Here is a 20,700-nt window from a genome sequence, read left to right as displayed (position 1 = left end):
GGCGGCACCCGGACCGGGTGCCGCCCCCCTGCCGCGCTCGCGGGATCAGTCCTCGGCGGCGGCCTCGTCCGTGGCGTGGTCGGTGGCCTCGCCGGTCGCCTCGCCCTCGGCGGCCTCCTGCTCGGTGGCCGCGTCGCCGGCGGCCTCGTCGTCGGCCCCCTCGGTCGCCTCCGGGTCGGGCGTGCCGGTGTCCTCGGCGGAGGGCGTCGGGGAGGGCGTCCCGGCCGTCTCCGGGCCCCACTCGCCCTGGTAGATGCCGGTGTCCGGGACGACCCGGGCGTGCAGCCCGATCTCGCCGGTCTCGCTCAGCGTGAAGACGACGTGCTGCGCGTTGCCCAGGGCCACGTCGGTGTCCGCCGGGTCCTCCAGGTAGGCCGCGGCGTCGCCGTCGCCCGAGCCCAGGCCGACCGACCCGCCCGCGGGCACCACGACGGCGTCCTCGCCCTCGGCGGGGATCAGCTCGACCCGGCCGCCCGAGCCGGGCAGCGCGATGGACTCCAGCGTCTGGTCCTCGGTGCCCTCGTTGAACAGCCGCGCGCTGATCGCGCCGGGCCCGTCACCGGACTCGGGCAGGATCACATTGACGTTCTGGATCTTGATGTCATCGACCTGGGCGGCGGCGTTGTCCGGCTTGACCTTGCCGGTCTCGGCCCCGTTCCCGGCGCCGCAGGCCGTCAGCGCTGCGATCGAGAACGCGAAGAACGCGGCGGCTGAGCCGCGTCGAAGGCTGCTGCTCACGGCGGCGGCATCTCCTCGGACGGTGAAGGATGATCTCTCGCGCCACAGGGTACCGACCCCGGATTCGCCGCCCGCACCCGCCCCGGGCCGACAGGTGCGTGATGCACCCGGATGGAATGACGATCAAGAAACGAGCCTATGATCAATTCTTCGATGGGCGGGCCGTTGGCCGAGAGCTTTCCGCCAACCCGGACAAACCAGACAACTTTTGCTGATCGGCTGAACCTTTTTCTGTCCGTCCGCGTCTAGATCGGCAAACTTCCGCGCCCGCCGAACCCCGCTCTCACCTGCGGTTACCTGGTGTCCCGCGCTCCCCGAAGCACGTCACGGGCGCCCTTGTCAACCCCCGAGATGCGGTCTGACCTGCGAAAACGTCATTCAAAGGGACGTCTTCCCGTGTTAGCATGGAGAGCCACGGAAGGGGTACCTGTCACATGACGTTCAAGGTTGGCGACACCGTGGTCTATCCCCATCATGGGGCCGCGCTGATCGAGGCCATCGAAACCCGCCAGATTAAAGGTGTGGACAAGACCTACTTGGTGCTGAAGGTCGCCCAGGGCGACCTCGAAGTGCGCGTGCCGGCGGAAAACGCGGAGCTGGTCGGCGTGCGCGATGTTGTCGGGCAGGACGGTCTGGACCGGGTCTTCGAGGTGCTGCGCGCGCCGTATGCCGAAGAGCCGACCAACTGGTCCCGCCGGTACAAGGCGAATCTCGAGAAGCTGGCGTCCGGCGACGTGATCAAGGTCGCCGAGGTCGTGCGCGACCTGTGGCGCCGGGAGCGCGAGCGCGGACTGTCCGCCGGTGAGAAGCGCATGCTCGCCAAGGCGCGCCAGATCCTCGTGAGCGAGCTCGCTCTCGCGGAAGCCACCAATGAGGACAAGGCCGAGTCCCTTCTGGACGAGGTCCTCGCCTCCTGAGTCTCCCGAAGCCGAGCCCGTCGCACGCCTAAGACAAGCACCCGCCACCATCCGCGGGTCCGCCCATTCTTTCGGATCCCGGCCTTCCCCCACCACCGGATTCCGCACCACCACGGGATGTCGGGAACGGCGGGAGCGCCGGAACGGCCGGTGTGCGACTCGTGCCGCAGCGCCCGAAGGCATTTTCCCCATATGCCGCACGGGCGCTGTGGCATGTACGGATCGTTCGTCCACAGCGTGCCGGGACCGTGGAACTCGCTCGACCGGCCTGTCACGGAAGGGTCCGATCGTGTGGTCCCCGGCACGCTCAGGCCATACCCAACACCACCCTGCAAACAAACCTGCACCCGTCGCCCAATGACAGACACCACACCCTCCCGCGCCCGGCCGCCGCGCACCGCCGCCGTCATCCCGGCCGCGGGCAGCGGCCTCCGGCTCGGCCCGGGAGCCCCCAAGGCGCTGCGCCCGCTGAGCGGCACGCCCATGCTCGTCCACGCCGTCCGCGCCATGGCGCGCGCCCGCGCGGTGAGCCTCGTCGTCGTCGTGGCCCCGCCGGGCGAGGTCGCGGCCGTCCGTTCCCTGCTGGACGAACATCCCCCGCCACCCGCGGTGGAGCAGCTCGTCGTGCCCGGCGGCGCCACCCGGCAGCAGTCCGTGCGGCGCGGCCTGGACGCGCTGCCGGACGACATCGAGGTGGTCCTCGTGCACGACGCGGCCCGCCCGCTCGTCCCCGTCGACACCGTGGACGCCGTGGCCGCCGCCGTGCGGGCCGGGGCGCCCGCCGTGGTGCCCGCCCTGCCGGTCACCGACACCGTCAAGCAGGTCGCCGCCACCACCGCCGCCGGCGTGCCCGAGCCGGTCGTCGCCACGCCGGACCGTTCGCTGCTGCGTGCGGTGCAGACGCCCCAGGGGTTCGATCGCGCCACCCTGGTCGAAGCGCACACCAAGCTGGCCGACGCCGACGTCACCGACGACGCCGGGATGGTCGAACGGCTCGGCGTGCCCGTGGTGCTGGTGCCCGGGCACGAGGAGGCGTTCAAGGTGACCCGCCCGCTCGACCTCGTGCTCGCCGAGGCCGTGCTCGCCCGCCGGAGGAAGAACGATGGCTTCTGAGGCCGCCGCCGCGCCGCCCGCCCCCGCCGCGCCCCCGCTGCCCCGGATCGGCGTGGGCACCGACGTGCACGCGTTCGAGGCCGGCCGCGAGCTGTGGTGCGCCGGGCTGCACTGGCCCGGCGCCGGGTTCGGCCTCGCCGGGCACTCCGACGGCGACGTCGCCGCGCACGCCGCCTGCGACGCTCTGTTCTCCGCCGCCGGGGCCGGCGACCTCGGCGCGCACTTCGGCACCGGCCGCCCCGAGTGGTCCGGCGCCTCGGGCGTGACCCTGCTCGCCGAGGCCGGGCGGATCGTCCGCGCCGCCGGTTTCGACATCGGCAACGTGGCGGTGCAGGTCATCGGCGTCCGCCCGAAGATCGGCACCCGGCGCGCGGAGGCCCAGCGGGCGCTGTCCGACGCGCTCGGCGCGCCCGTCTCCGTCTCGGGCACCACCACCGACGGCCTCGGCCTGACCGGCAGGGGCGAGGGCCTGGCCGCGATCGCCACCGCGCTGGTGCTGCCCCGCCCGGCGGCGCCCGGAGACGCCCGGTAACACTGGACGCGTACGGTCCTCCGCCCTCACCCCCACATCGAGGAACAACGTGTCCGTCATCTCCCGCACGCTTCCCGACGCGGTCAAGGCCCTGCTCGACAGCGCCCCCCACCTCGTGCTGGCCACCATCCAGCCGGACGGCAGCCCTCAGCTCTCCCCGGTCTGGGGCATGCGCGACGGCGACGAGGTGCTGATATCGACCACCGTGGGCCGCCGCAAGGAGCTGAACCTCCGCCGCGACCCGCGGGTCAGCGTCCTGGTCCGGCCCTCCGCCTACGTCTACGCCGAGATCCGCGGCACCGCCACGATCACCCCCGACCCCGAGCGGCGGCTCGTGGACGAGCTGTCGCGCCGCTACACCGGCCGCCCCTACGCCGAGTTCAACCCGCGCTCGGTCCACGACGCCCCCCGCGTCGTGATCCGGGTGAGCCCGCGCAAGATCCACACCCAGGGCCTCGGCTGAGCGCTCCGGCTCCTCCGTGCCCGGCGGCGCGGGGGAGCCCCCTCGCCCACTACTCTTGACGCGTGACCATTCGCCTGTACGACACCAGCACCCGGCAGATTCGTGACTTCGCCCCGCTCGTCGCGGGCCGCGTCTCGATCTACCTGTGTGGTGCCACCGTGCAGGCCGCGCCGCACATCGGGCACATCCGCTCGGGGCTCAACTTCGACATCCTGCGGCGCTGGTTCGCCTACCGCGGGTACGAGGTGACGTTCATCAGGAACGTCACGGACATCGACGACAAGATCCTCGTCAAGAGCGCCGAGCAGGGCCGCCCGTGGTGGGCCATCGGCTACGAGAACGAGCGCGCGTTCGACGCCGCCTACACGGCGCTGGGCTGCCTGCCGCCCAGCTACGAGCCGCGCGCCACCGGGCACGTGCCCGAGATGGTCGCGATGATGCGCACCCTCGTCGACCGGGGCCACGCCTACGCGTCCGACGGCAACGTGTACTTCGACGTGCGCAGCTTCCCCGGCTATCTGGGCCTGTCCAACCAGGACCTCGACCACCTCCTCCAGCCCGGCGACGACGGCGAGACCGGCAAGCGCGACCCGCGCGACTTCGCCCTGTGGAAGGCGGCCAAGCCGGGCGAGCCGAGCTGGGAGACGCCCTGGGGCCCCGGCCGCCCCGGCTGGCACCTGGAGTGCTCGGCCATGGCGCACAAGTACCTCGGCCCGGTCTTCGACATCCACGGCGGCGGCATCGACCTGATCTTCCCGCACCACGAGAACGAGATCGCCCAGTCCCGGGCGGCCGGCGACGAGTTCGCCCGCTTCTGGGTCCACAACGCGTGGGTCACCATGAGCGGCGAGAAGATGAGCAAGTCGCTGGGGAACTCGGTGCTGGTCTCCGAGATGGTCACCCGCTGGCGCCCCATCGTCCTGCGGTACTACCTGGGCACCCCGCACTACCGCTCCACCATCGAGTACAGCGACGAGGCGCTGGCCGAGGCCGAGGCCGGCTTCGGCCGGATCGAGGGCTTCCTCCAGCGCGCGGGCGAGCAGCTCGGCGAGATCGTGCCCGCGCCGGCCGTGCCGGACGACTTCGCCGCCGCCATGGACGAGGACCTCGGCGTCCCGCAGGCGCTGGCCGCCGTCCACACCACGGTCCGGCAGGGCAACGCGGCGCTGGCCGAGGGCGACAAGGAGTCGGTCGCCGCGCTGGCCTCCCAGGTGCGGGCGATGCTCGGGGTGCTCGGCCTCGACCCGCTGGACGCCCAGTGGGCCGCCGCGGGCGGGCGCGGCGAGACGCTGACCGGCGTGGTGGACACGCTCGTCCGGCTCGTGCTGGCGCAGCGCCAGGCCGCCCGGGAGCGCAAGGACTACGCGACCGCGGACGCCATCCGCGACGACCTCCAGTCGGCCGGCCTGGTGATCGAGGACACCCCCAACGGTCCGCGCTGGGAAATCGGCTAGACCGGCCAGAAGGAATCAGGTACCCCACCCATGCCAGGCAACAGCGCGCGTCCCAACCGCCGCACATCCCAGAAGAAGGGCCCGCAGATCGGCAGCGGCGGCCAGAGCCGCCGCGCCCTGAAGGGCAAGGGCCCCACCCCGCCCGCCGAGATGCGCAAGGGGCACCCCAAGCAGCGCGCGGCCGAGGCCAAGGCGCGCAAGCAGCAGTCCGGGCGCGGCCGGTCCGGCGGCGCCCCCGGGCGCGGCGGGAAGTCCGCCGCCGAGCTGGTCGTCGGCCGCAACCCGGTGGTCGAGGCGCTGCGCGCGGGTGTCCCGGCGCGGACGCTGTACGTGCAGCAGTTCCTCGACACCGACGACCGCGTCACCGAGGCCGTCAAGCTGGCCGTGGACCGCGGCGGCGTGCACCTGGTCGAGGCGCCCAGGGGCGAGATGGACCGGATCACGGGCGGCCTCAACCACCAGGGCCTGGCCCTCCAGATCCCGGCCTACGAGTACGCCCACCCCGACGACCTGGCCGCCGACGCGGCCGACGCCGGGCAGGACCCGCTGATCGTGGCGCTCGACGGCGTCACCGACCCGCGCAACCTCGGCGCCGTCGTCCGCTCCGTCGCCGCGTTTGGCGGGCACGGTGTGGTGGTGCCCGAGCGCCGGGCGGCCGGGATGACGGCGGGCGCGTGGAAGACGTCGGCCGGTACGGCGGCGCACACCCCCGTGGCCCGCGCGACCAACCTCACCCGCGCCCTGCAGGGCTACCAGAAGGCCGGGCTGATGGTGGTCGGCCTGGCCGCCGACGGGGAGACGGACCTGGCGGACCTGGAGGCGCTGGCCGGTCCCGTGGTCGTCGTCATCGGCAGCGAGGGCAAGGGCCTGTCCCGGCTGGTCGGCGAGACCTGCGACGTGCGGGTCCGCATCCCGATGCCGGGCGGCGTCGCCGAGTCGCTCAACGCGGGCGTGGCCGCCGGGATCGTGCTGTACGAGGCGGCGCGCCGCCGCCGCTGAGCGCGGCCCCCGGGCGGGCTTGACGGGTCGCGGACAGTCTTTGTCCGGTCAAGGCAGTGTCTTAAACCTCTGTCACTCGGTTAGATGAGTGTGGACACCAAGACACCCCGCGGCCTCTCGATGGACGAGTCGGTGCTGAGCACGGTCAAGGTGCCGTGCGATCCCGCCCAGGTCATCGTGAACCACGCCAGTTTCCGGGTGCAGCTCGCCACCCCGCCCCCGGTGAGCATCGCGGTCAGTGATACCGCGTCCCTGACCCGGGTCCCCGCCGCCGCGGCGCGCCGCCGCCCGCTCGTCTGGAGCGGCCGGAGCGCGCCGGGCGACCCGGGCGCGACCATGCTGCTGGACGCGGTGCGCGAGGCCGGGCACACCCCCGGAACCGACGCCGACGCCCTCAGCACGCAGGTGCTCCCGCGCGTCGACGCGGGCACCGGCCCGCTGCCGGTCGTCGGCCCGCGCTCGCCCCGGGCGCCGGAGACCACCCAGGTGCTGCCCCCGGTCGTGCTCCGGCCCGAGGAGCCGGAGGGACCGGCCCAGGAGCGCCCCCGGCCCGCCGACGGGCGGCAGGCGTACCACCCGGGACGCCACCTGAGCCTGGGCGTGGTGCTGCTGCCGCTGCGCCTCCTGCTCGGCTTCGGCGCGATCTACGCCGGGATGGGCAAGCTGACCGACCCCGTCTACTTCGACGGCGGCGAGCGCGGCTCCCTCTATGCCTGGCTCGACACCCTCCAGCCGTGGACCGCCGCGGCCCCGCTGCACGACTGGGCGCTGGCGCACCCGGTCGGGGCCGGGCTCACCGTGGCCTTCACCCAGATCATCGTGGGCGTGCTCACCATCTTCGGCCTGTGGCAGCGGCTGGCCGCCGGGCTCGGCGCGCTGCTGTCCCTGGCGCTGCTGGTGACCGTGAGCTGGGGCAACGGCCCGGCCTACGACACGCCCGACGTCATCCTGGCCGCCGCCTGGTCGCCGCTGCTGATCGCGGGCGCCCCCGTCTACTCGCTGGACGCGCGGCTGGCGGGCGAGGCGTGGCGCAGGCTCGGCCCCCGCGCGCCGCTGTCCGACCTGCGCCGCCGGGTGCTGCGCCGGGGCGCGGTGCTGGCCACCCTGCTGCTGGGCTGCGCGCTGCTGATCGGCTCGCTGCTGGGGAGCGCGGTGCGGTCGTCGCAGTTCGTCACTGTGCCGGAGCCGGGCGAGCCGCCGCGCAACCACCGGCCGGGCCAGCCGCTGCCGCGCGACGAGGAGGAGTCCGCCGCCGAGGAGACCGAGGAGCGGACCGAGGAGGAGGCCACCGCGGAGGAGCCCGGGGCGTCCGAGGGCACCGCCGAGGAGTCGGAGTCGGCGGATCCGGACGCCGGGTCCGGCGCGGCGTCGGACGGGCCGACCCAGGAGGTGCCGCCGACCGAGCACACCGTGCCCGCGCCGCAGCAGCCGTCCTCGCCCGAGCAGTCGTCCCCCGTGGAGGCGCCTCCGCCCTCCCCGCCCGGCGCCGGGGACGCCGGGGAACCTGCCGAGGAGTCGCCTACCGAAGAGGGAGGTGACGGGAGCAGCCTCAGCCCCATCGGCGGGCTGCTCGGTTAGGTGGGGTTCTCGGGCACTGAGATGTGACCGGCGCCACGGGAACCCGTGGCGCCGGTCGGACAGGACGGCGTCGCGCGAGCTTTTCGCGTCCCCGCCGGGACGTGCCGGTGCCCGCCCCGGGCCGGTACGTCCGCGTCGGGAGCCAGGTCTCCCGGCTGGTCGGCGGCGAGGAGCCGGTGGTCGCCGACCCGCACCGGCGCGAGGTCTGGATGCTCTCTCCGGACGGGATCAACGGATGGCTCCCGGAGCCCGCCGGCGGCGGCACGTCCGCATGCGGGACCGCGATCAGGCCGCAGCCGCCGGCCACCCCGGCCACATGGCCCGTCCGGCCCACGAGGGCGGCGACGAGCCGCCCCGGCGTGGGGCTCGTACGACCACCTCGCGTCGCCGCCCACCGACCCCGACGCCCTGCCCGACGTCGTCCACGAGGAGACCGGGGCCAGGGGAACAGCCCGGACGGGGCGGCGTTCGGGGCCGTGGGCGCACTCATCGCGGAATCGCTGATCCCGCCGGACGTGGCCGCCGCCCTCTGTCGGGTCGCGGCGGAGGTTCCGGGCGTCGCCCCGGTCGGCGGCGCGGCCGGTGCCATGAACGGGTACGGCACGCTGGAGCCCGGCACCGTCCTCGGCGGCACCGCGGTGCGGGGGCGGGTCGTGGTGGTCCGGGTGGTGCCGCCTGATGTGCCGCCCGGCCGCGTGCGGTCGTCAGCCCTGCAGCTCCCGGGCCGCCGCCCTCTGTCGGGTCGCGGCGGAGGTTCCGGGCGTCATCCCGGTCGGCGGCGCGGCCGGTGCGGTCGGCCGGGAGGGCATCGCCGTCGCCCGCACCGGGGAGACGCGCGGCGCGAGGACCGAGTGGATCTCCGGCCCCGGGACCTTCTGTACCTCGGCGAGCGCACTGCGGTGTGGGGCGGGTCGTGGTGGTCCGGGTGGTGCCGCCTGATGTGCCGCCCGGCCGCGTGCGGTCGTCAGCCCTGAAGCTCCCGGGCCGCCGCCCGCAGGTCCTTGGCGGTGTCGATCGCCCGCCAGTACGCGCCCTGCGGCAGCGGGAAGCCGGCCAGCCGGCGTTCCCGCGCCAGCCGGGGGAACGTGGTCCGCTCGTGGTCGCCGCGGTCCGGGAGCAGCTTGGTGAACTCGGCGGCGAAGACGTAGACACCGGCGTTGATGAGATACGGCGACGGCGGCGCCTCGATGAAGTCCAGGACGTGGCCGAACTCGTCGGTCTCGACCGCGCCCCACGGGATGCGCGGCCGGGCCAGGGCGAGCGTCGCGAGGGCGTCGCGCTCGGCGTGGAACGCGGCCATCTCGCGCAGCGAGAAGCGCGTCCAGACATCGCCGTTGGTGGCGAACCACGGCTCGTCGGGGCGGGGCAGCGCGGCGGCGGCGTACTTCAGGCCGCCGCCGCGGCCCAGGGGCTCGCTCTCCACCACGGTGCTGACCCGCAGCGGCAACTCCGCCCCGGCCAGCCACTCCTGGAGCACCTCCGCGAGGTGCCCGCACGAGATGACGGCGTCGGTGACGCCCTCGGCGGCGAGCCAGGTCAACTGGTGGCCGATGATCGGGACCCCGGTGCCGGGAATCTCCACCATCGGCTTGGGCCGGTCGTCGGTGTACGGCCGCAGCCGGGAGCCCTGGCCTCCGGCCAGGACCACGGCCTGTGTGGGCAGCGGGGCATCGGTCATGCCCGCAGCCTATGCGGCGTCAGCGGGCGTCCGCGACCTCCGCGACCCCGGCGGCGAAGGAGGTGTCACAGACCGGGCGGGCGTGCTCCTGGGCGCGCTTGGCGCTGCCGTACTTCTCCACCGCGGCCTCGCCCAGGGCGTGGGCGATGTCGGCGCAGTGCGGGGCGAGCGACGGCTCGCGGTCGACCGCTTCCTGAAGCTCGGTCAGGGCGACGCTCGGGTCCTCCTGGCGCAGCGTGGTGATCAACTGCTCCTTGAGGACGTCCTGCGGCTCCTGCTGCTTCCGCTCGGCGGCAGCGGTGAGCATCTGGGTCTCGGACGGGGCGGCGACCCACGGCACGCGGGTGACGGCCAGCGTCCCGGAGAGGACCAGGACGACCGGGAGGGCGATGGCGAGACTTCTGCCGATGTGACGGAGTGCCTGATTCACTGGAGCCTTCCTCGCATGAACGATGACGGGCGTGCCCGATCGTAGCGAGGAGTAGTGATTTGGTGACATTTCGCCACCCTCACGGGTGAAAAGCTCCGGGAAAATTCGATTTTTCGGTTGACGAAAGGGGGGCCGTGCTCCCGCCATGGGGAACGGGAGCACGGCCCCGGGGGTGGGCTTTCCGCTCGCTCAGTCGCTCAGTCGCTCGCCGGAGCCGGAGGCGAAGACGTGGGTCTCGCCGGGGCGCGGCACCACGTTGAGCGTGGCGCCCTTGGCCGGCACGTGGCGGCTGTCGACGCGGATGACGAGGTCCTTGACCGCGCCGCCGAACTCGGCGGTGCCGTAGACGTAGGCGTCGGCGCCGGTCTCCTCGACCACGTTGACCGTGACCGCGAGGCCGTGGGCCTCCTTCTCGTCCGCCTTCGTCAGCGCGGCGCCCTCGGCGCCCTCGCCGTCGACGATCGCGAAGTGCTCCGGGCGGCAGCCGACCACCACGGTGGTGTCGCCCTTGCTCTGGGCCTCGGAGAGGGCGGTGCGCGCGACGGGGACGACGCTGTTGCCGAACTTCACGCCGCCGTCGGTGATCGGCACCTCCACCAGGTTCATCGCCGGGGAGCCGATGAAGCCCGCGACGAAGAGGTTGGCGGGCTTGTCGTACATGTTCCGCGGGGTGTCGACCTGCTGGAGGATGCCGTCCTTGAGGACCGCGACCCGGTCGCCCATGGTCATGGCCTCGACCTGGTCGTGGGTCACGTAGACGGTGGTGACGCCCAGCCGCCGCTGGAGGCCGGCGATCTGGGTGCGGGTCTGGACGCGGAGCTTGGCGTCGAGGTTCGACAGCGGCTCGTCCATGAGGAAGACCTGCGGCTCGCGGACGATGGCGCGGCCCATGGCGACGCGCTGCCGCTGGCCGCCGGAGAGCGCCTTGGGCTTGCGGTCGAGGTACTCGGTGAGGTCGAGGATCTTGGCGGCCTCCTCGACCTTCGTGCGGATGTCCGCCTTGTTGACCCCGGCGATCTTGAGCGCGAAGCCCATGTTCTGCGCGACGGTCATGTGCGGGTAGAGCGCGTAGTTCTGGAACACCATGGCGATGTCCCGGTCCTTGGGCGGCAGGTGGGTGACGTCGCGGTCACCGATGCGGATCGCCCCGCCGTTGACGTCCTCCAGGCCCGCGAGCATCCGCAGGGAGGTGGACTTGCCGCAGCCGGACGGGCCGACCAGGACGAGGAACTCGCCGTCCGCGATCTCGATGTCGAGCTGGTCGACGGCGGGAACCTCGGCTCCCGGGTAGATCCGGGTGGCCTTGTCATAGGTGACCGTTGCCATGTCGCGTTGTCTCCTTCTACCGGCAGGAACGTGCCGGACGATCCGAGTAGGAAGGTGTTACGTCCGTGTGAAGGGACGCAGGGTGAACCTAACGCGAAGGGGACGGAAAAGTCAGCACCCGGTGAGCAAAAAGTGTTCATCGCATGATCGGGGAGCGAGTGGGCCGGGCGCGACGTTATCCGGCCGACTGGCCGATCGCGCCCGTGTAGGCTGTGGAAGACCCGCCGCCTTAGCTCAGTTGGCCAGAGCAGCTGTCTTGTAAACAGCAGGTCGTCGGTTCGAGTCCGACAGGCGGCTCTCTCGCTCCGGGGCCTCGCGGCCCGCGTGTCCGCCCGCGTGCGCCCCGGCCGGTCCGGTGTTGACGGGGCCCGGGACCGAACATACAAAGAGCGCGCTGGATCACCCACGATCGACAGAGGATCACGCATGCGCGGCGGGACCTTCCTTCACTTCCGCGCCGCGGGCGCAGCTCTCGTGCTGGACTGCACGGGCGACGGGCTGCCCCGGGTCGTGCACTGGGGCGAGGATCTGGGGGACCTGCCGGACAGCGCCCTCGCGGCCCTGGCCCGGGCCACCGTGCCGCAGATCGGGTCCAACACCCTCGACGGCGTGGTCCCGCTCGCCACGCTGCCCGAGCAGGCGTCCGGCTGGCTCGGCACCCCGGGGCTGACCGGGCACCGGGCCGGGGCCGACTTCTCCACGGCGTTCGCCGTGACCGCGCTGGAGACCGGGGAGCGGTCGCTGACCGTGACCGCCGAGGACGTGCGGGCCGAGCTGGAGCTGCGGCTCGACATCGAGATGACCGGCTCGGGGCTGGTGCGGCAGCGCGCCACGGTCACCAGCCAGGCGGAGGCGGACGCGCCGCCGTTCGACCTCGGGGGCGTCCTGCTGGCCCTGCCGGTGCCCGAGCGGGCCGTCGAACTGCTCGGCATGACCGGCCGTCATCTGCGTGAACGGAGCCCGCAGCGGCACGAGTTCACCATCGGGACCCATCTGCGGGAGAACCGCAGGGGCCGCACCGGCACCGACGCGGTCACCGTGCACGTGGCGGGCGAGCGCGGCTTCGGGTTCCGGTCGGGCGAGGTGTGGGGCCTGCACGTGGCGTGGAGCGGGAACCAGCGCTCGCTGGCCGAGCGCACCAACGCCGGGGTCTCGCTGCTCGCGGGCGGTGAGCTGCCGCTGGCGGGCGAGATCGCGCTCGGCGCGGACGACGCGTACACCACGCCGTGGGTCTACGGCGCCTACGGTCGGCACGGGCTGGACGAGCTGGCCGGGCGTTTCCACGGCTATCTGCGCGGGCGCGCGCACCACCCGCGCACGGCCCGGCCGGTCACGCTGAACGTGTGGGAGGCCGTCTACTTCGACCACGACCCGGCCCGGCTGACCGCGCTGGCGGACGCCGCCGCCGAGGTGGGCGCCGAGCGGTTCGTGCTGGACGACGGCTGGTTCCGGGGGCGGCGCGACGACCACGCGGGCCTGGGCGACTGGTACGTGGACGAGACCGTGTGGCCCGACGGACTGCACCCGCTGGTGGAGCACGTGCGCGGCCTGGGCCTGGAGTTCGGGCTGTGGGTGGAGCCGGAGATGGTCAACCCCAACTCCGACCTGGCCCGCGAGCACCCCGAGTGGATCATGGCGACCGGGGACCGGATGCCGCCGGAGTCCCGGCACCAGCAGGTCCTCGACCTCGGCCACCCGGGCGCCTACGCGTACATCCGGGAGCGGCTGGAGGCGCTGATCGGCGAGTACGCCCTGACGTATCTGAAGTGGGACCACAACCGGGACCTGGTGGACGCCGGGCACAGCCCGACCGGGCAGGCCGGGGTGCACGTCCAGACGCGCGCCGTCTACCGGCTGCTGGACGAGCTGCGCGCCCGTCACCCGCGCCTGGAGATCGAGTCCTGTTCCTCGGGCGGCGGCCGGGTGGACCTGGGCATCCTGGAGCGCGCCGACCGGGTGTGGGCCAGCGACTGCATCGACGCGCTGGAGCGGCAGCGGATCCAGCGGTGGACGGGTGTGCTGCTGCCGCCGGAGCTGATCGGCGCGCACGTCGGCGCGCCCGAGGCGCACACCACCGGGCGGACGCACCCGCTGGGCTTCCGGGCCGGGACCGCGCTGTTCGGGCACTTCGGCATCGAGTGGGACCTGACCCGGGCGAGCGCGGCGGACCGGGCGGCGCTGGGCGAGTGGATCGCGCTGTACAAGCGGCTGCGCCCGCTGCTGCACGCAGGGACGGTGGTGCGCGGCGACCACCCGGACCCGGCGCTGTGGGTGCACGGGGTGGTCGCGCCGGACCGTTCCCGCGCCGTGTACGCGCTGGTGCAGATGGAGACGGGCGTGGTGGCGCCGCCCGGCACGGTGCGGCTGCCGGGGCTCGACCCGGTGGCGGAGTACCGGGTGGCGCCGCTGCGGCCGGGGGACCGCCCGGCCGGCCCGGCGGCGGACCTGCCGCCCTGGTGGGGCGAGGGGGTGCGGCTGCCGGGCCGGGTGCTGGGCGGGGTCGGGGTGCGGGCGCCCATCCAGTTCCCCGAGCGGCTGGTGCTGCTGGAGGCGGTGCGCGTCACGCCTGCCGTCACGCCCGCCGGGGGATGAGGACGACCTTGCCGATCGTGCCCCGCTGCTCCAGCGCGCGGTGGGCCGCGGCGGCCTCGGCCAGCGGGAAGTGGTGGACCAGCGGCACCAGGGTGCCCGCGGCGGCGTGGGCCAGGGCCTCCTCCTCCAGCACCCGCAGGTTCTCCTCGCCGCCGATCTTCTCGAACAGGGCCGGGCCGAGGACCGGCCGGCTGGTGATCTCGCGCTCGGCCAGCTCCGCGTCCGGCAGGGTGGCCCAGTCGCCCGCTTCGGGGCCGGTGCCGCCGGCGGCGTAGCCGTAGGGGATGTGGGTGCCGCCGGGCGCGACCAGGCGCATGGCGGTGCGTCCGAGGTCGCCGCCGACGCCCTCGAAGAGCCAGGTGACCGGCCGGTCGCCGAGCTTGGCGCGGATGTGGTCGGCCCAGCCGGGCCGGTTGTAGTCGACGGCGAGGTCCGCGCCGAGGTCGCGCACGGCGTCGGCCTTGGCCGGGCCGCCCGCGGCGCCGATCACCGTGGCGCCCTTGAGCTTCGCGTACTGGACGAGGAGCGCGCCGATCCCGCCGGCCGCCGCGAGGACGAGGACGGTGTCGCCCTCGGTGACGTCCGCGAAGCGGAGGATGCCCATGGTCGTGCGGCCGGTGCCGATCATGGCGATGGCGCGGTCCTCGGAGAGGTGGTCGGGCAGCGGGTGCAGGCGCTCGGGGCTCGTGACGGCCAGTTCGGCGTAGCCGCCGGGGACCATGCCGAGGTGGGCGACGACGCGCCGGCCGAGCCAGGACGGGTCGACGCCCTCGCCCACCTCGTCCACGGTCCCGGCGACCTCGCGGCCGGGCACGGTGGGCAGCTCCGGCGCCGGGAAACGGCCGCCGACCGGGCCCTGGCGCAGGGCCGTGTCGACCACGTGCACCCCGGCCGCGGTGACGGCGACGCGCACCTGGCCGGGTCCGGCGTGGGGGTCGGGCACCTCTTCGTAGCGCAGGTTCTCCGCGGGGCCGAAGGCGTGCAGACGGATGGCGTGCATGAGGATCTCCTCGCGTTGGATCAGATGATCCAACGATGTGACTTCAAGGGCACTTGAAGTCAAGGTGCGCGGACGCCGCCCCGGAGACGCCCCCCGGACGCGCGAGGACCGGCGGCTCCCGCTCAGGGGTGCCGCCGGTCCTCCGCCGCGTGGTGCCCGGTGCCGTCCGTCAGACGTTCACACCGAAGTCCTGCGCGATGCCCGCCAGGCCCGAGGCGTAGCCCTGGCCGACCGCCCGGAACTTCCACTCCGCGCCGCTCCGGTACAGCTCGCCGAAGATCATCGCCGTCTCGGTGGAGGCGTCCTCGGTCAGGTCGTACCGGGCGATCTCCGCGCCGCCCGCCTGGTTCAGCACGCGGATGAACGCGTTCCGCACCTGGCCGAAGTTCTGCCCGCGGTTGTCGGCGTCGTGGATCGAGACGGGGAAGACGACCTTGTCGACCTCGGCCGGCAGGGCCGCCAGGTTGACCTTGATCTGCTCGTCGTCGCCCTCGCCGGCGCCCGTCAGGTTGTCCCCGGTGTGCTCGATGGTGCCGTCGGGGGACTTCAGGTTGTTGTAGAAGATGAAGTGCTGGTCCGAGACGATCTTCCCGCTCGCGTTCACCCCGAGGGCGCTGGCGTCCAGGTCGAAGTCGGCACCGGTCGTGGTGCGGACGTCCCAGCCGAGGCCGACCGTGACGGCCGTCAGGCCCGGAGCCTCCTTGGTCAGCGAGACGTTTCCGCCCTTGGACAGGCTCACACCCATGGAGAAATCCCCTTAGTTCGATATCGCTCAGGGTCGCTTCGCGACGACGTTACTCTCACTGGTCCCAACGATGTCAGGGGGTCGCCCGGTTCCGGCCGGGTTTCGGGGAAAACACGAAGAAGAACAGGGAAAACCGGCGTGCGGCGCTGGGCCGGGCGGGGGATCATGGAACGCATGTCCGGTCCGTATGTCATCCGAGGCTCGGTCTCCCTCCCGGAGTCCGAGCTGCGCTGGCGCTTCTCCCGCTCCTCGGGACCGGGCGGACAGCATGTCAACACCACGGACACACAGGTGGAGGTCCTCTTCGACCTGGCGGCCACCACCGCGCTGCCGGAGGTGTGGAAGGAGCGGGCCCTCGACCGGCTCGCCGGCCGGCTCCACGACGGGGTGCTGACGGTCCGGGCCGGTGAGCACCGGTCCCAGTGGCGGAACCGGGAGACGGCCGCGCGGCGGCTGGCCGGGCTGCTGGCGGAGGCGTCGGCGCCGCCGCCGGGGCCGCGCCGGGCGACGCGGGTGCCGCGCGGGATCGTGGAGCGGCGGCTGCGGGACAAGCGGCGCCGCGCGGAGGTCAAGCGGGGGCGCTCCCGCGACCAGGGGTGGGACTGACGCCGCCGGGCGGGCGGTGGGCGGTCAGCCCAGGCGCCGGTATCCGGCGCGGTAGTACAGCAGGGGGCCGCCCTCGACGGACGGCAGCTCCGCGGCGAGGACCCGGGCGATCACCAGCGTGTGATCGCCGGCCGGGACCCGCTGCTCGGTGCGGCATTCGACGGTGGCCAGCGCGCCCTTGATGAGCGGGGCCCCGGTGTGCTCGCCGAGCACGTGCGGCACCTCCTGGAAGAGGAGCCGGTCGCTGAGCCGGCCCTTCATCGCGAACCGCCCGGCTATGGACCGGTGGCCCTCCGCGAGCAGGGACGCGGCCCACAGCGGCTGCCGCTCCAGCACCTCGTCCATCCGGGACCCGGTGCGGACGCTCACCAGCACCAGCGGCGGGTCCAGCGACACGGACAGGAAGGCCGTCGCCGTCATCCCGGCCGGCGCGCCGCGCGGCCCGTCCTCCTCGTCATGGGCCGTCACGAGCACCACCCCGGCGGCCAGCCGGGCCAGGGCACCGCGGAACTGCTCCTCGCTCACCCCTTCAGGATGCGGGAGACGCTGGTGCTGGGACTGCTGCGCTGGTACGGCCACGGTACGAAACGGTAACCGGCCTTCCGCAACGGCCGCATCGGGCCCGGGAACCAGAAAGGCCCCCCGAGCGTCCTACATCCCGCGACCGAGCACTTTCGTACTGTGACATGAATCACAGTAGGCAACTAATTGCTGACCCTGTGTACCTAGCGGGCAGCTCCCTGTGATTCAGTGGCCTGTATATCTGCACGTGCATTTCGCGCCCGGGGGAGTGATGGAAACGGAGACGGAGCCGTATGTGCGCCTCGCCTCACTGCGGGAGCTGCACCAGGTTGTCGCTCAGCTCAACACCGCCCGCAGCATGGCCGACACCCTCCAGACCATCGCGGACGGCGCCGTCGCCGCCCTGGGCTTCGAGCTGGCGGCGGTGAACCTGGTCAGACCCGACGGCGACCTCCTGGTCGCCGCCGTCGCCGGGAGCGACAAGGCCGAGGCCGCCATCGCCGGCCGGACGGGCTCCCGGGAGTCGTGGGAGCGCCGGCTGTCCATGGGGGAGCGCTGGGGGGAGCTCCGTTTCATCCCGTACACCGAGGGCTGGGTCCTCGACCACGACGACGTCCCGCAGTGGCACACCACCGGGCCCGCGCCGCGCTACCCCGACGAGTGGCACCCGATGGACCGGCTCTTCGCGCCGATGTACGCCTCGGACGGCGAGCTGCTGGCCGTGCTGGAGGTGGACAAGCCGCGCAACGGCCGCCGCCCCGGCCCCTGGGGCTGCGAGGCCCTCCAGCTCTACGCCTCCCAGGCCGCCATCGCCATCAGCAACGCCCGTCTGCGCGGCAACATGCAGCGGGCGCTCATCCGTCTTGAGCGGGAGCAGCAGGCGCTGCGCGCCAGCGAGGAGAGCTTCCGGCAGGCGTTCGAGTACGCGCCCAGCGGCATGGCCATCGCGGAGGTCGGCGGCGAGAGCCACGGCCGCCTGATCCGCGTCAACGACGCGCTGTGCCGGCTGCTGGGCCGCCCCGGCTCGGTGCTGCGCCGCTACAGCTTCGCCGACCTCGTTCACCCGGAGGACACCGGCGTCCTGCTGCGCACCTCCGCCGAGGGCGGCCGGGCCGAGCTGCGGCTGGCCCGGCGCGACGGCTCCTACGTCTGGGTCTCCCTGCGCAACTCGGTGGTCGCGGACGCCGCCGACGGCCCGCAGGTCCAGCTCACCCACGTCGAGGACATCGAGGAGCGCAAGCGCCACGAGCTGGCCCTCGCCCACCGCGCGAGCCACGACTCGCTCACCGGCCTGCCGAACAGCGCCGAGCTGCGCGCCCGCCTCGGCGGCCGGATATGTGACACCCCGCCCGACCGGTTCGGCCGGACCGCCACCCCCGCCGCCGACCGGGTCACCGACGCGTTCGAGGGCCTGGGCACCCCGCCGCCGCGCGCCTACGACCACCACGAGCACATCTACGCGCCGGACGCCCCGGGCGGCGACGGCAAGGGCCTGGCGGTGCTCTTCTGCGACCTCGACGGCTTCAAGTCGATCAACGACCGCTTCGGCCACGTCTGCGGCGACGCCGTGCTGGTCGAGGTCGCCCGCCGCCTGGAGCAGGGCGTGCGGGACAACGACACGGTCGCCCGCCTCGGCGGCGACGAGTTCGTGGTGCTGGCCGAGGGCCTGGGCCCGGCCGAGGCCTCCGACCTGGCGGTCCGGCTGCGCAACGGCATCATTCCGCCGATCCGGGTCGAGGGCCGTTCGGTGCGGGTCGGTGCCAGTTTCGGCATCGGCTGGGCGGCGTGCGGGATGACCACCGAGGAGGTCCTGGAGTCCGCCGACCAGCGCATGTACATCGAGAAGCGGTCCCGCTCCCAGGGCAGGCGGCGGGCGGGCTGAGCCGGGGCGCCGCGGAGCGGTCTCCCCTGTTCGCCCGAACGGGGTAGGCTCGCCAGTCGTAGTTGCGGTGGGGGAAGCGGTGACTAAGGAGCGGCAGGCGATGAGCGCGGGGACCAGCGGCAGGGGCACGCCCGAGGAGTCGGACGACCCGTTCGCGTACCTGTACCGCCCCGAGGGCGACGAGCCGCCGGCACAGGCGCACCAGGCGATGCGGCAGCCGTCGTACAACCAGGTCCGCCCGGTGGGGGAGCGGACCTACGGCGGCCGGCAGGGCTACCGGCAGCCCCAGGCGCCGCCCCAGCCCGACGCCCGCTACGCGGCGCCCGAGACCCAGACGAGCGGCATGCCGCCGTACCGGGGCGGCGGTCCGGGCGACCGGCGCCGCGCGCCGGACCCGGCGGACCAGCGGCGGAACGGGCTGCTGATCGGCGCCATCGCGGTCGTACTGGCCGTGGTGCTCGGCGTGGGCGCCGCGATCCTGTTCAGCGGCGAGGAGAACCAGGCGGGCGGCGGCGATCCGACGTCCGAACCCACGGGCAACGCCGACAACGAGCCGGACGACGAGGAGCCGACCGACCCGCCCTCCGACGGGCCGACCGACCCCGCCGAGCTCCCCGTGGCGGATCTCACGCAGCTCCAGTTCGGGGGCGGCGCGGGTCTGGAGTCCACGTTCACCGGCGCCCGGTCGGAGAGCGGCTCGTACATCGCCGTGCAGAACCGCCAGGGCGCGACGGTCACCTGGACGTTCGACTTCCAGGGCGACCCCGGCCAGTACTACTTCTTCACCGGGTACTCCACCGTCACCGACGGCCAGGGCATGGGCTTCTCGGTCAACGGCACGCCGCGCACCGACCCGGTGAACATGGAGGACTTCATGGACACCAGCGATGTGTTCGACGAGAGCTGGGTGCGCACCTACAACCTTGTCGACCTCGTGCAGGGCACGAACACGATCACGCTCACCTGCGACCGCCCCTGCGACGTCGCCATAGACCAGCTCTGGATCAGCGACTCCGAGGAGGGCTGAGGTCCGGCCGGGGCCGCGGCGGGCCGCTCAGCCAGGCGCCGCCGCGCATCACCCCGGCCACCTCGAAGTCCGCGTCCAGCACCACCAGGTCCGCGTTCCGGCCCACCTCCACCGAGCCCACCCGGTCGGCCAGGCCCAGCAGCCGCGCCGGGGTCGTGGACAGCGCCCGCACCGCGTCCGTCACCGGCAGGCCGTCCACGGTCACCGCGCGGCGCAGCGCCCGGTCCAGCGTGAGCGTGGAGCCCGCGATGGCGCCGCCCTCGGCCAGCCGGGCGACGCCGCCGGAGACCTCCACCCGCAGCGGGCCCAGCGGGTAGGTGCCGTCGCCCATCCCGGCCGCGGCCATGGCGTCCGTGACGAACGCCACCCGGTCCGGGCCCGCGGCGCGGAAGGCGAGGCCCAGCGCGGACGGGTGCAGGTGCGTGCCGTCGTTGATCAGCTCGACCGTGACCCGCTCGTCCTCCAGCAGCGCCGCGACCGGGCCGGGGGCGCGGTGGCCCAGCGGCGGCATCGCGTTGAACAGGTGGGTGGCCACGGTGGCGCCGGCGTCGACGGCCTGCCGCGTCGTCTCGTAGGTCGCGTCGGTGTGGCCGACGGCCGCGATCACGCCGTGGTCGCGCAGCAGGCGCACTGCGTCGATGCCGCCGGGCAGCTCGGGCGCCAGGGTCAGCATCCGGGCGGTGCCGCGCGCCGCGCCGAGCAGCGTGCCGACGGCCGCCCGGTCCGGGTCGCGCAGCAGCGCCGGCTCGTGGGCGCCGCGGCGGCCGGCGGCGAGGAACGGGCCCTCGAAGTGCAGGCCCGCCAGGTCGCCCTGCTCCACCAGCTCCGACAGCGCGCCCGCCTGGGCGGCGAGGTCGTCGAGGGCGCCGGTGACGGTCGAGGCGACCATGGTGGTGGTGCCGTGGGCGCGGTGGGCGGCGATGACGCGCAGCGCCTCCTCGGCCGTACCGGCGGAGAACGACGCGCCGCCGCCGCCGTGCACGTGGAGGTCGACGAAGCCGGGCACCAGCCAGTGCCCGGTCAGGTCCACGACGGACGCCGCGTCCACCCGCCCGTCGTCCGCGACGATCCGCCCCCCCTCGACCACGACCCGCCCAC

19 protein-coding genes and 1 tRNA gene are annotated in these 20,700 nt (G+C 73.8%); 12 read left to right on the top strand and 8 right to left on the bottom strand.

Features of this window, described 5'->3' with window-relative positions:
• Positions 1-45 precede the first annotated feature (45 nt).
• Entirely contained in the window at positions 46-738 is a 693-nt protein-coding gene (locus tag ACSNOC_RS21950) for a DUF461 domain-containing protein (protein WP_436749245.1), read from the bottom strand.
• Positions 739-1,172: 434 nt separating this feature from the next.
• Here ACSNOC_RS21950 and ACSNOC_RS21945 point away from each other — a divergent pair, with 434 nt between their 5' ends.
• From ACSNOC_RS21945 to ACSNOC_RS21915, 7 genes are all read left to right on the top strand, one after another.
• On the top strand, positions 1,173-1,655 hold the full coding sequence (locus ACSNOC_RS21945; protein WP_049563928.1) for a CarD family transcriptional regulator: 483 nt from the start codon (positions 1,173-1,175) through the stop codon (positions 1,653-1,655).
• 357 nt (positions 1,656-2,012) lie between these two features.
• Positions 2,013-2,768 carry a 2-C-methyl-D-erythritol 4-phosphate cytidylyltransferase gene (ispD, locus tag ACSNOC_RS21940; RefSeq protein ID WP_436749244.1) on the top strand — a complete coding sequence of 252 codons (756 nt, stop codon included), beginning with the start codon at positions 2,013-2,015 and terminating at the stop codon, positions 2,766-2,768.
• Complete coding sequence (ispF, locus tag ACSNOC_RS21935) at positions 2,758-3,300, top strand: 2-C-methyl-D-erythritol 2,4-cyclodiphosphate synthase (RefSeq protein WP_436749243.1); 543 nt, start codon at positions 2,758-2,760, stop codon at positions 3,298-3,300. The genes ispD and ispF overlap by 11 nt, the downstream gene beginning before the upstream one ends.
• A 58-nt stretch (positions 3,301-3,358) precedes the next feature.
• Positions 3,359-3,763, top strand: a complete 405-nt coding sequence (locus tag ACSNOC_RS21930; protein WP_436749247.1) for a PPOX class F420-dependent oxidoreductase — start codon at positions 3,359-3,361, stop codon at positions 3,761-3,763.
• A gap of 62 nt (positions 3,764-3,825) precedes the next feature.
• Positions 3,826-5,217 (top strand): cysteine--tRNA ligase, encoded by a 1,392-nt coding sequence (gene cysS / locus ACSNOC_RS21925; RefSeq protein WP_436749242.1) that lies wholly within the window; start codon positions 3,826-3,828, stop codon positions 5,215-5,217.
• Positions 5,218-5,247: 30 nt separating this feature from the next.
• A complete protein-coding gene (gene rlmB / locus ACSNOC_RS21920; protein ID WP_436749241.1) occupies positions 5,248-6,216 on the top strand; it encodes a 23S rRNA (guanosine(2251)-2'-O)-methyltransferase RlmB in 969 nt (322 codons plus the stop codon).
• Between the two features lie 84 nt (positions 6,217-6,300).
• The gene (locus ACSNOC_RS21915; protein ID WP_436749240.1) at positions 6,301-7,794 is read left to right on the top strand and encodes a DoxX family membrane protein; all 1,494 of its coding nucleotides are present in this window, start codon (positions 6,301-6,303) and stop codon (positions 7,792-7,794) included.
• A gap of 964 nt (positions 7,795-8,758) precedes the next feature.
• Here ACSNOC_RS21915 and ACSNOC_RS21910 read toward each other — a convergent pair.
• From ACSNOC_RS21910 to ACSNOC_RS21900, 3 genes are all read right to left on the bottom strand, one after another.
• A complete protein-coding gene (locus tag ACSNOC_RS21910; protein WP_436749239.1) occupies positions 8,759-9,472 on the bottom strand; it encodes a nucleotidyltransferase family protein in 714 nt (237 codons plus the stop codon).
• A gap of 19 nt (positions 9,473-9,491) precedes the next feature.
• A complete protein-coding gene (locus ACSNOC_RS21905; RefSeq protein ID WP_436749238.1) occupies positions 9,492-9,902 on the bottom strand; it encodes a hypothetical protein in 411 nt (136 codons plus the stop codon).
• Between the two features lie 189 nt (positions 9,903-10,091).
• Entirely contained in the window at positions 10,092-11,228 is a 1,137-nt protein-coding gene (locus tag ACSNOC_RS21900; protein WP_436749237.1) for an ABC transporter ATP-binding protein, read from the bottom strand.
• Between the two features lie 223 nt (positions 11,229-11,451).
• On the opposite strand from ACSNOC_RS21900, the gene ACSNOC_RS21895 reads away from it, so the two are divergent.
• Positions 11,452-11,525 (top strand) — tRNA-Thr (locus ACSNOC_RS21895).
• 129 nt (positions 11,526-11,654) lie between these two features.
• Complete coding sequence (locus ACSNOC_RS21890; RefSeq protein WP_436749236.1) at positions 11,655-13,820, top strand: alpha-galactosidase; 2,166 nt, start codon at positions 11,655-11,657, stop codon at positions 13,818-13,820.
• Here the strand turns inward: ACSNOC_RS21890 and ACSNOC_RS21885 are convergent.
• Positions 13,801-14,820 carry a zinc-binding dehydrogenase gene (locus tag ACSNOC_RS21885; RefSeq protein ID WP_436749235.1) on the bottom strand — a complete coding sequence of 340 codons (1,020 nt, stop codon included), beginning with the start codon at positions 14,818-14,820 and terminating at the stop codon, positions 13,801-13,803. The genes ACSNOC_RS21890 and ACSNOC_RS21885 overlap by 20 nt on opposite strands.
• A 169-nt stretch (positions 14,821-14,989) precedes the next feature.
• On the bottom strand, positions 14,990-15,565 hold the full coding sequence (locus tag ACSNOC_RS21880) for a TerD family protein (RefSeq protein ID WP_436749234.1): 576 nt from the start codon (positions 15,563-15,565) through the stop codon (positions 14,990-14,992).
• 165 nt (positions 15,566-15,730) lie between these two features.
• Between ACSNOC_RS21880 and arfB the strand changes: the two genes are divergently transcribed.
• Positions 15,731-16,171: an alternative ribosome rescue aminoacyl-tRNA hydrolase ArfB gene (gene arfB, locus ACSNOC_RS21875; RefSeq protein ID WP_436749246.1), complete on the top strand. Its 441-nt coding sequence runs from the start codon at positions 15,731-15,733 to the stop codon at positions 16,169-16,171.
• Between the two features lie 24 nt (positions 16,172-16,195).
• Here the strand turns inward: arfB and ACSNOC_RS21870 are convergent, their stop codons facing one another.
• Positions 16,196-16,696 (bottom strand): flavin reductase family protein, encoded by a 501-nt coding sequence (locus tag ACSNOC_RS21870; protein WP_436749233.1) that lies wholly within the window; start codon positions 16,694-16,696, stop codon positions 16,196-16,198.
• Positions 16,697-16,964: 268 nt separating this feature from the next.
• On the opposite strand from ACSNOC_RS21870, the gene cdgB reads away from it, so the two are divergent.
• Together cdgB and ACSNOC_RS21860 are read left to right on the top strand one after the other, a co-directional pair.
• The gene (cdgB, locus tag ACSNOC_RS21865; RefSeq protein WP_436749232.1) at positions 16,965-18,575 is read left to right on the top strand and encodes a diguanylate cyclase CdgB; all 1,611 of its coding nucleotides are present in this window, start codon (positions 16,965-16,967) and stop codon (positions 18,573-18,575) included.
• A gap of 100 nt (positions 18,576-18,675) precedes the next feature.
• Positions 18,676-19,602, top strand: coding sequence for a carbohydrate-binding protein (locus ACSNOC_RS21860; RefSeq protein WP_436749231.1), 927 nt, complete (start codon positions 18,676-18,678; stop codon positions 19,600-19,602).
• On the opposite strand, the gene nagA is transcribed toward ACSNOC_RS21860, so the two are convergent.
• The coding region (gene nagA / locus ACSNOC_RS21855) for an N-acetylglucosamine-6-phosphate deacetylase (RefSeq protein WP_436749230.1) at positions 19,580-20,700 on the bottom strand (1,121 nt) is incomplete at its 5' end. The two genes, ACSNOC_RS21860 and nagA, sit on opposite strands and share 23 nt — an antisense overlap.

This window comes from Streptomyces sp. URMC 129, assembly GCF_051386415.1.
Classification (GTDB): domain Bacteria; phylum Actinomycetota; class Actinomycetes; order Streptomycetales; family Streptomycetaceae; genus Streptomyces.
Note: the sequence above shows the minus strand (reverse complement) of the source record. Positions and strands in the feature narration are given on the sequence as shown.